We start from the raw sequence: 7,906 nt of genomic DNA on the forward strand, positions 1-7,906 counted from the left end.
GCAGAGGACGGCGGCCGTAGAGGCGCCCATGTCTGAGCGCAGCGAGTTTGGGCGCCGTGCCGCCGGCCTCGAGGCGCACAGGGGACCGGGGCGGCGCAGCCGGCCCGGCGGGCGTCAGGAGCGAGCGGTTTTGGTTCCTTTTGCCAAGACAAAAGGAACCCGCCGAAGGCGGAAGCCTTTGATCTTGAGATCAAAGGTGGGAATCAGTAGCAACGGCAACGGCGGAGCCCGGTTCAGGAAGCCGGTCTCGGCCTGACTGGCCGGCCGGGCCGGCTTGAATGCTGCCGGCCCGGTACAATCGGCGTTTTCGCCGAATCCGAACCGTCCCATGTACGAACCCACCATCGACGCCCTCCGCCGCGGCGCCGCCGCCGAAGCCGTGACCGCCGCCCGTGAAGTCGTCGAGGCGCAGCCGCAGGACCCGGTCGCCCAGCGCCTGTTGTCGGCCGCACTGCGCATGAGCGGCGACCGCGCCGGTGCGCTGGCGGCGATCGACCGCGCCATCGAGCTGCTGCCGGAGGACGCCCAGGCGCACATGGAGCGTGCCGGTCTGCTGCTGGACGAGCGCGCGCTGGACGAGGCCCAGGTGTCGTTGGCGCAGGCGGTCGGGCTGGATCCGAACAAGTTCCCGGCCTACGTGATGCAGGCGCAGCTGGCGGTGGGGCGTGGCGATCTCGACCAGGCCGAGAGCCTGATCAAGACCGCCGCCCGGATCGCGCCCGAAGACCCGCAGGTGCTCGCCCTGGAGGGCACCCTGGCGCTGCGGCGCGGCAACCCGGACCGTGCGCTGTCGATCCTCAGCCAGGCCTCGCAGCGCCATCCCGACGAGGCGATCCTGCGTCACGCGCTGGGTTTCGCCTACGCCGCCAAGGGCCACTACGCGTTCGCCGAGCAGGCCTTCCGCGGCCTGCTCGAGCGCTATCCGTCCAATCCGTTGCGGGCGATGGTCGCCGACCTCGTGCGTCGCCAGGGCCGCCCGGGCGAGGCGGTCGACGAGCTGCTGCCGATCCTCGACCAGGGCGGCGACAGCCCGGCGCTGCGGCGCCTGATCGGCGAGATGGAGCTGGAGGCGGGGCGTCCGGACAGTGCGGTGGTGCGACTGAAGAGCGTGCTGGTCGAGCAGCCGCGCGACCGTCGCACGGTGGTCGCGCTGACCGAAGCCTGGCGTCGTTGCGATCAGGCCGACGATGCCCGCGCGACCCTGGAGATGCTGCTGGCGGGGAATCCGGACGCGGCCGACCTGTGGTATGCGCGGCTGATGTTCGAGCCCTTTGCCAGCGACAACGCGCGCGAGGTGGTCGAGCGCTGGCTGACGGCGATGCCGGACTTCGTGCCGGCGCTGGAGGCGCGCGCGACCATCCACCAGCAGGTCGGCGAGACCGAGCAGGCTGACGCGATCGCGCGTCGGATCACCGAGATCAACCCCGGCCACGCCGGCGCCGAGCTGCGCGTGGTCGACAACCTGATGCGCAGCGACCCCGACGCCGCGGTCGCCCAGGTCGAGAGCCTGCTGGCCCGGGCCAAGGACGAGAACGTGAAGCGGATGCTGCGGCAGCTGCTCGGCCGCACCTTCGACGCCGCCGGCCAGTACGACGCGGCCACGGCGACCTGGGCCGAACTGCACGCGGAGGTGGTGTCGCAGCGCTTGCCGTTGCCGCCGCTCAACGACGGGCTGCCGGAACTGCCGGCGATGGCGCCGGTGCCGGAGCAGGCGCCGGGCGTCGCCTTCCTGTGGGGGTTGCCGGGTTCGCTGGTCGAGCGCGTCGCGCTGACCCTCGACAATGCCCGCCTGCCGTTGCTGGCCGACCGCTTCGGTTCCAAGCCGCCGCGCGATCCCATGCAGCGCTACGGCACCGTCGCGGCGCTGACCGACGGTTCGCTGGATCCCTCGTTCCTGATCAACCAGTGGCGGGCGACCCACGCCACCCGCGGCGTCAGCGACGGCCGCATCATCGACTGGCTGCTGTGGTGGGACAACGCGCTGCTGCTGGCGCTGCGCCCGCACCTGCCCGAAGCGCGGCTGATCTTCGTGCTGCGCGATCCGCGCGACATGCTGGTGGACTGGCTGGCGTTCGGTGCGCCGATGCCGTTCGCGATCGAGTCGCCGGAGGCCGCCGCCGAGTGGATGGCGCGCACGCTCGGCCAGATCGCCGATCTGCGCGACGGCGGGCTGTTCGCGCACAGCCTGATCCGGCTGGACGACACCGCCCACGATGGCGCCGCGATCGCGCAGTCGCTCAGCGACGTGCTGGGGGTGCCGTTGCCGGCCCTGCCGGCCGGCGCACAGGGGCCGGACCGCTACCCGGCCGGGCACTGGCGCCACTACGCCGGGGCGCTGGCGCCCGCGTTCGCGGCACTGGCGCCGGTGGCCGAGCGGCTGGGCTATCCGGCACGCTAGTCCGATGCCAGTGACCCCGTAGGAGCGGCGTGAGCCGCGAGGGCCTTCATGGGAAAGCCCGTCGCAGCTTACGCAGCTCCTACAGAAGCGTTGGCGGAGAGAGCCGCGATCCTCGGGCTGCGCCCGGATACCTCCCAAAGTTTGCTTCGCAACCTTGGGCCCCGCCGTTGCGCTGCCAGACCCCCATTCGCACCTGCGGTGCGAATCGCCCCCTGACTCAGGGGGGACGGCATCCGGGCTGCGCCCGGATACCTCCCAAAGTTTGCTTTGCAAACCTTGGGCCCCGCCGTTGCGTTGCCAGACCCCCATTCGTGCCTGCGGCACGAATCGCCCCCTGACTCAGGGGGCTGGGCTCTATGATGTAGGAGCGGCGTAAGCCGCGATGAGGCGTTGATGGGAACGCGCGGTCGTGGCTTGCGCTGTTTCTGCGGCGGCCCGGACCGGTTTTCGATTGGAAGCCAAGGGAGAACGACGTGAAGATTCGCAGCGACAGCTTCAAGAATGGCAAGCCCCTGCCGGTCGAGTTCGCCGCCGGTCGACCGACCGCGGACGGCTTCGGTTTCGCGGCCAATCGCAACCCGCACCTGGCCTGGGACGACGTGCCCGAGGGCACCCGCTCGTTCGCGCTGCTGTGCATCGATCCGGACGTGCCGACCGTCGCCGAGATGGTCGGCAAGCCCGGGGTCGAGATTCCGGCCGCGCAGCCGCGCTGCGACTTCGTGCACTGGGCGATGGTCGATATCGCCGCCGACCTGCGCGAGATCGCCGCCGGCAGCTGCAGCGACGGTGTCGTGCCGCACGGCAAGGGCGAGCCCGCCGGCCCGGCCGGCGCCCGCCAGGGCTTGAACGACTACACCGGCTGGTTCGCCGGCGATGCCGACATGGCCGGCCAATGGCACGGCTACGACGGTCCGTTCCCGCCGCCCAACGACCTGCGCCCGCACCGCTACTTCTTCCGCCTGTTCGCGCTGGATGTCGACAGCCTGTCCGATTGCGGGCTGGCGGCCGGCAACGACTTCAGCGCCGCCGAGGTGTTCGCGGCGATGCACGGACACGTGCTGGCCGAGGCCTCGATCCACGGGACCTATTCGCTGCATCCGGACGTGGCCGGCGAGAACGCGCAATGAACTTCGGCGCTGGCGCGGTCCTGCCGGCACGGCGGGGTTGATTCCGTCGGTCGCCGCATCGTGTCCGGACTGATTCAGGCACCGCCGCGCGGCGGGTCTGCAAGGAGCAGGGTTTGACAAAGCAATTCCGGGCTCAAGCCCGCCGTCACCGCGCCGGGAGTGGCTGGGTGCTCGTATTGGCGCTGTTGCCGTTGGCGGGGTCGGTGTTCGCCCAGGCACGGCCGATCACGACCTACCGGGGCACGGTCGGCGACGCGCCGGTGGAGCTGCTGCTGGTCCACGACTGGCAGCTCGACGGCATGGGTGGCTATCTGTTCGACGAAGACCGGCGCACGCTGCTGCCATTGGAAAAGACGCCGTACACCGAGGGCGAGAGCCTGATGATCAATGTCCTGGGCGATCCGCGACTGCCGACGTCGGCGATCGCGTTGCGTCCGTTCGTGCCCGGCGCGAAGAGCCTGCGCGGCCGTTCGATAGAGTTGCGCAGCCGCGCGCAACGGGAGGTCCGCCTCGAGCGGGTGACGCGGTTCTCCAGCGACGCGAACGACAGCTACGAGGGCGAGCTGCTGCAGGGACCGTCCGATGCGCGTTTCCACTTCCGGGTGCATGCGCGCAAGGCGCGAGGCGAACATGCCGGCCGCGTCGATGCCATCACGGTCATCGATCGCGCCAGCGGCGAGCCGGTCCAGGTGCTGGACGGACTGGACCTGTTCTTCTCCGGCACCGACACCCTGGTGCTGGAGGACTTCAACGGCGACGGCATCGTCGACTTCTCGGCGATGCCGATGCGGGCCGACGATCCCTCGCGCACCGGCGAGCATCGGCACTACTTCGTCTACCGGCAGCAAGCGGGCGGCTACGGCCGCGACCCGCAGATCGAAGCGCTGGCGGCGCAGGGCGCGCTGGAGTTCGGTTCCGGGGGACGGGTCAGCCTGCGGCCGGAAAGCGGCATCGACTACCGCGCCGGCACCATCCAGTGGCGTCATTACCGCTTCGTCGAGCCCGACCGGCTCGAACTGCAGAGCCAGAGCGAGGAGCGCTTCTGATGGAACTCTTCCGCGGATGGCGCGCGTGGCTCGCCGGACTCGCACTGCTGGCCGCGTCCTCGCCGGCGTTGGCCTCGTATGCGATCTACAGCGGCCGCATCGGTGGCAGCGACATCACCTTCGTGGTCGAGAGCCGCAATGCGGTGCAGCGGGCGATCTACTTCTACGACCGTTATCGCACGCCGATCAGGCTGAAGCCGGCCTTCCTGCACCAGACGCGCGACCTCGGCATGGACGAGCTCGATGCGGCCGGGCTGCCGGTCGCCCGGCTGCGCTTCGACCGCGCGGACTTCTTCCGCTCCAGCGCCCGGCTCACCGGCACCTGGACCGACTACCGCAGCCGCCAGGCGCTGCCGCTGGAGCTTGAGCTGGTGGCCTATATCGACTCCGATGATGCCTGGCCGGCCGGGCGCCACCCGTTGCTGCAGGCGGCGTCCAGCGAGCGGTTCTACTTCCAGGTCCCGATGGACGAGAGCGATGCGGCGGTACGCACCATCGAGGTGATGGACAAGTCCAGCGGCAAGCGCTGGCAGACCCTCGAACTGGCGCAGCCGGGCTGCAACCGCGGGATGGACACGGTGCAGGTGGTGCTGGAGCGCGGCCTCACCCAGCTGCGGATGGCGCAGACGCCGTATTGCCCCGGCGCGGTGTTCGAATGGGACCCGGTGGCAGAACGCTTCGAGGACAGGCTGCGCTAGCCGACGACCGACAGGTCGCCGCCCGGCTTGCCCGGGCGGCCGGGAGCCGGTCAGTCCTTGCCCGGAACGATCTCCGACTCGACCACCATGTCGAGCACATAGGCCACCGACGGTGCGTCGGCCGGCGGGTTGGCGATGTCGAAGCGCTTCAGGCGCAGCACGTTGCGCACGCCCGGCTGATGCTCGTAGCCCTCGACCTCCTGGTACAGCGGCTGCCACTCCTCGGACACCCGCGTCTGCACCCCGGCATCGTCGTACTCGACCTCACGCACCATCAGGCACTTCATGTCGGGAATCAGCGGATGCGAGCAGGGCTGGCGCTCGGCCGCGACCTCCATGAACACCTGCGTGCCCTCGCCGCCGTAGCGGGTTTCCGGCGTCGGCACGCCCTCGAACACCAGGGCGCGGCCGTCGGCGGCGGTCAGGGTCAGGGTCGGCGGGGTCAGGCCGGCCTGGGCGAAATCTGGACCGCCTTCGAGCAGGGCCGACAGTTCGGCGTCGGCGGCCATCAGCACCTCGCCCGGGCAGGCGCGTTCGGTCTGCATCAGCGCGTCGATCCGCAGCTTGCCGTCCTCGACCTTGTAGCCGCCGCCCATGATGTTGCAGGCGCCGTTGCTGGACAGCCGGCCGTCCTTGAACTGCAGCTCGAGCGGTCGCCCGATCACGGTGGGATCGGCGAGCGGGCCGCTGCCGGCCTGGCCGTCGGCGCCCAGCACCCGGGTCAGGCGCCAGTCGTAGTCGCCGAGCTCGACCTGGACGGCGTCCGGCTCGGCCGAGGTCACGGCATTCGAGGGCGGGGCTTCGGGCTGCGGGTCGCAGGCGCCCAGGACCAGGGCGATCGAGGCGGCCAGCGACAGGCGGAGCAGGGAGGCGGACAGGGTCATGCGGGGGATCTCCATTGGAATCGGACCCACCCTGCAACGGCCCGGCGCCGGCCGCGGGGTTGCGCAGCGGCGCCGGCGTTCAGCCGCCGGTCGGCAGCCACAGCAGCAGGGCGGCGCCCAAGGCTATCCGGTAGTACGCGAAGACCGTGTAGCGATGCTGCTTGATGTAGCCCAGCAGCCAACGCACGACCACGAAGCCGGTGACCGCCGCGGCGAGGAAGGCCAGGCCCAGCTCGCCCCAGGCTTCCGGCTGCGCACCTCCGTCGATGAAGTGCTCCAGCAGCGCATAGCCGCTGGCCGCGAACATCGTCGGGATGCCGACCAGGAACACGAACTCGGTCGCCGCCGAGCGCTGGCCGGTGCCGGCCAGCATCGCCATGAAGATCGCCGCCGCCGAGCGCGAGGTGCCGGGAAACACGCCGGCGACCACCTGGGCCAGGCCGACCAGCACCGCCACCTTCCAGGTGATATCGGCGCTGGGCGCGCGCCGCTCGGCCAGGCGTTCGGCGATCAGCATCCACACGCCGCCCAGGATCAGCGCCGCGGCGACCGGCGACACCGTCTCCGGCAGCTCCCAGCCGGCCAGTCGCACCGGCAGTCCGACCACCGCGGTGACCAGGAAGGCGAGTGCGATCTTGGCCAGGTAGAGCCGGTTCTCGCGCTGGCCCAGGCCGGTCGCCAGCGCCCACAGCCGTTGCCGGAACACCAGGGTGATCGCGATGATCGCGCCGGCCTGGATCACGATGTTGAACAGGTCCGAGCGCGCGCCCAGCCAGTGCTGGGCGATCAGCAGGTGGCCGGTGCTGGAGATCGGCAGGAACTCGGTCAGGCCCTCCAGAATGCCCAGCAGCAGGGCGGACAGCAGGTCGGAGACGGCGAGAGGGCTGGGCATCGGCGGAGGGCGGACGGACTGGGGGCGGGCCGGCTAGGATAGGCCAGCCCCCCGGCGAGGGTAAGCCGGGGGCGTGCTGCGCCGCTGCCTCGGGTGCAATCGTATGCAGGCCGGGGCGATCGGCGCCTGCGTTTAGGCTGTGGTTTCCGCCATCGAACCGGTCCAGGCATGCACGACAGTTCCGTTCCCCAGCACGACCCGGCCAGCGCCGCCGAAGCCGGTCCGGACGCGGTGCTGGTTGGCGACATCGGTGGCACCAACGCGCGCTTCGCACTGGCCGATATCGACGGCACGGCGCCGCGGATGCATGCGCCGCTGACCCTGGCCAACGCCGACTTCGCCAGCCTGCGCCATGCGATCGAGCATTACCTGACGCTGACCGGTGCCCGCCCGCGCCGCGCCGCGATCGCGGTCGCCTGTCCGGTCGGCCACGACGAGATCCGCCTGACCAACCGCGCCTGGTCGTTCAGCCAGTCCGAGCTGCGCGAGGCGCTGGGCCTGCAGCGGTTGCGGATGGTCAACGACTTCGGCGCGGTCGCCTGGGCGGTGCCGGCGCTGCAGGCGGACGATCGCGTGCACCTGTACGGCCCCGCCGAGGCCACCGGCCAGGGGCCGATCAGCGTGCTCGGCCCGGGCACCGGACTGGGGGTGGGGATGCTGGTCGGTTCCGCGCAGGACGGTTGGCAGGTGGTCGAGACCGAGGGCGGCCATGCCAGTTTCGCGCCGCTGGGCGAGGAGGAGGAAGCGATCGCGCGCTGGCTGTCCGCTCGCCACGGGCGGGTATCCAACGAACGCCTGCTGTGCGGCCAGGGTCTGTCGTGCATCGACGCGGTGCTGCGCGGCGAGCCGGCCGACCGCGCC

8 protein-coding genes are annotated in these 7,906 nt (G+C 71.0%); 5 read left to right on the top strand and 3 right to left on the bottom strand.

The window, feature by feature from the left end; genetic code table 11:
* Positions 1–114: 114 nt before the first annotated feature.
* Positions 115–345, bottom strand: coding sequence for a hypothetical protein (locus FKV24_RS11310; protein ID WP_141482459.1), 231 nt, complete (start codon positions 343–345; stop codon positions 115–117).
* Here FKV24_RS11310 and FKV24_RS11315 point away from each other — a divergent pair.
* The 4 genes from FKV24_RS11315 to FKV24_RS11330 all read left to right on the top strand — a co-directional run bounded on the left by FKV24_RS11315 (position 329) and on the right by FKV24_RS11330 (position 5,269).
* Positions 329–2,398: a tetratricopeptide repeat protein gene (locus FKV24_RS11315; RefSeq protein ID WP_141482460.1), complete on the top strand. Its 2,070-nt coding sequence runs from the start codon at positions 329–331 to the stop codon at positions 2,396–2,398. The two genes, FKV24_RS11310 and FKV24_RS11315, sit on opposite strands and share 17 nt — an antisense overlap.
* Positions 2,399–2,871: 473 nt before the next feature.
* Positions 2,872–3,525: a YbhB/YbcL family Raf kinase inhibitor-like protein gene (locus FKV24_RS11320; protein ID WP_141482461.1), complete on the top strand. Its 654-nt coding sequence runs from the start codon at positions 2,872–2,874 to the stop codon at positions 3,523–3,525.
* Positions 3,526–3,692: 167 nt separating this feature from the next.
* Positions 3,693–4,571: a hypothetical protein gene (locus FKV24_RS11325; protein WP_141482462.1), complete on the top strand. Its 879-nt coding sequence runs from the start codon at positions 3,693–3,695 to the stop codon at positions 4,569–4,571.
* Positions 4,571–5,269, top strand: a complete 699-nt coding sequence (locus FKV24_RS11330) for a hypothetical protein (RefSeq protein ID WP_141482463.1) — start codon at positions 4,571–4,573, stop codon at positions 5,267–5,269. The genes FKV24_RS11325 and FKV24_RS11330 overlap by 1 nt, the downstream gene beginning before the upstream one ends.
* Positions 5,270–5,319: 50 nt before the next feature.
* Here the strand turns inward: FKV24_RS11330 and FKV24_RS11335 are convergent, their stop codons facing one another.
* Together FKV24_RS11335 and FKV24_RS11340 are read right to left on the bottom strand one after the other, a co-directional pair.
* Complete coding sequence (locus FKV24_RS11335; RefSeq protein ID WP_170288286.1) at positions 5,320–6,153, bottom strand: DUF4377 domain-containing protein; 834 nt, start codon at positions 6,151–6,153, stop codon at positions 5,320–5,322.
* Between the two features lie 79 nt (positions 6,154–6,232).
* Positions 6,233–7,045: an undecaprenyl-diphosphate phosphatase gene (locus FKV24_RS11340; RefSeq protein ID WP_141482465.1), complete on the bottom strand. Its 813-nt coding sequence runs from the start codon at positions 7,043–7,045 to the stop codon at positions 6,233–6,235.
* A 168-nt stretch (positions 7,046–7,213) separates the two neighbouring features.
* Between FKV24_RS11340 and FKV24_RS11345 the strand changes: the two genes are divergently transcribed.
* Positions 7,214–7,906, top strand: a 693-nt coding sequence (locus FKV24_RS11345) for a glucokinase (RefSeq protein WP_211371852.1), incomplete at its 3' end; no start/stop codon positions are given.

Origin of the sequence: Marilutibacter maris, assembly GCF_006546735.2 — a bacterium.
Lineage (GTDB): Bacteria > Pseudomonadota > Gammaproteobacteria > Xanthomonadales > Xanthomonadaceae > Marilutibacter > Marilutibacter maris.

Coding starts and splice junctions, on each gene's coding strand:
- FKV24_RS11315 (WP_141482460.1), top strand. CDS start 329: ATGTACGAACCCACCATCGACGCCCTCCGCCGCGGCGCCGCCGCCGAA.
- FKV24_RS11310 (WP_141482459.1), bottom strand. CDS start 345: ATGGTGGGTTCGTACATGGGACGGTTCGGATTCGGCGAAAACGCCGAT.
- FKV24_RS11330 (WP_141482463.1), top strand. CDS start 4,571: ATGGAACTCTTCCGCGGATGGCGCGCGTGGCTCGCCGGACTCGCACTG.
- FKV24_RS11335 (WP_170288286.1), bottom strand. CDS start 6,153: ATGACCCTGTCCGCCTCCCTGCTCCGCCTGTCGCTGGCCGCCTCGATC.
- FKV24_RS11340 (WP_141482465.1), bottom strand. CDS start 7,045: ATGCCCAGCCCTCTCGCCGTCTCCGACCTGCTGTCCGCCCTGCTGCTG.